Genomic DNA, 1,589 nt, shown 5'->3' with positions numbered 1-1,589 from the left:
AAGCTGCGTGAAGAGCAGCGTTTCGCCTCTCTGGAGGCGCTTAAGACGGCGATCAATGCGGATGTCGCCGCCGCCCGTGCCCTGTCGCACCTAGCGCCAATCGCTAATGAAGAGCCTTAAATGACCGACTATAAAGCCACGCTAAACCTTCCGGACACCGCCTTCCCAATGAAGGCCGGCCTGCCACAGCGCGAACCGCAGATTCTGCAGCGCTGGGACAGTATTGGCCTGTACGGAAAGTTGCGCGAGATTGGCAAGGATCGTCCGAAGTTCGTCTTGCACGACGGCCCTCCGTACGCCAACGGCACGATCCACATCGGTCACGCACTGAACAAGATTCTCAAGGACATGATCATCCGCTCGAAAACCCTGTCGGGTTTCGACGCGCCTTATGTGCCGGGCTGGGACTGCCACGGTCTGCCGATCGAGCACAAAGTCGAAGTGACCCACGGCAAGAACCTGGGCGCGGACAAGACCCGCGAACTGTGCCGGGCTTATGCCACCGAGCAGATCGAAGGCCAGAAATCCGAATTCATCCGTCTGGGCGTGTTGGGCGACTTCGCCAACCCGTACAAGACCATGGACTTCAAGAACGAGGCCGGTGAAATCCGTGCCTTGGCTGAAATCGTCAAGGGTGGTTTCGTGTTCAAGGGCCTCAAGCCCGTGAACTGGTGCTTCGACTGCGGTTCGGCCCTGGCGGAAGCGGAAGTCGAGTACGAGAACAAGAAGTCCTCGACCATCGACGTCGCGTTCCCGATTGCCGATGAAGCCAAGCTGGCTGCCGCCTTCGGTCTGCCGTCGCTGGCCAAACCTGCGTCGATCGTGATCTGGACCACCACCCCGTGGACCATCCCGGCCAACCAGGCGCTGAACGTTCACCCGGAATTCAACTACGCGCTGGTCGACATCGGCGACAAGCTGCTGGTATTGGCTGAAGAACTGGTCGAGGCCTGCCTTGCGCGCTATGGCGTTGAAGGCTCGGTCGTCGCGACCACCACCGGTAAACAACTGGAACTGATCAACTTCCGTCACCCGTTCTATGACCGTCTGTCGCCGGTTTACCTGGCCGACTACGTTGAACTGGGCGCCGGCACCGGCGTGGTTCACTCCGCTCCGGCCTACGGTGTGGACGACTTCGTGACCTGCAAGAAATACGGCATGGTCAACGACGACATCCTCAATCCAGTGCAAAGCAACGGCGTGTACGTGCCATCGCTGGAGTTCTTCGGCGGCCAGTTCATCTGGAAGGCCAACCCGGCCATCGTCGACAAGCTGACCGAAGTCGGCGCGCTGCTGCACACCACTGTCATCGAACACAGCTACATGCACTGCTGGCGCCACAAGACCCCGCTGATCTACCGCGCCACTGCGCAGTGGTTCATCGGCATGGACAAAGAGCCCACCAGCGGCGACACCCTGCGCGTGCGCTCGCTCAAAGCCATCGAAGACACCAAGTTCGTCCCGGCCTGGGGCCAGGCGCGCCTGCACTCGATGATCGCCAACCGTCCGGACTGGTGCATTTCCCGTCAGCGCAACTGGGGCGTGCCGATCCCGTTCTTCCTGAACAAGGAAAGCGGCGAGCTGCACCC

The 1,589-nt window shown here is 60.7% G+C and carries 2 protein-coding genes; both read left to right on the top strand.

What is annotated here, in order from left to right:
* Positions 1–120: riboflavin kinase (locus tag D8U18_RS01125; RefSeq protein ID WP_277752453.1), on the top strand; the 120-nt coding region annotated here is incomplete at its 5' end.
* On the top strand, positions 121–1,589 hold a 1,469-nt coding region (locus tag D8U18_RS01120; RefSeq protein WP_153189107.1), incomplete at its 3' end, for a class I tRNA ligase family protein.

The organism is Pseudomonas sp. Sample_10, assembly GCF_004321495.1.
Lineage (GTDB): Bacteria > Pseudomonadota > Gammaproteobacteria > Pseudomonadales > Pseudomonadaceae > Aquipseudomonas.
This window is presented reverse-complemented; position numbering and strand designations above follow the sequence as displayed.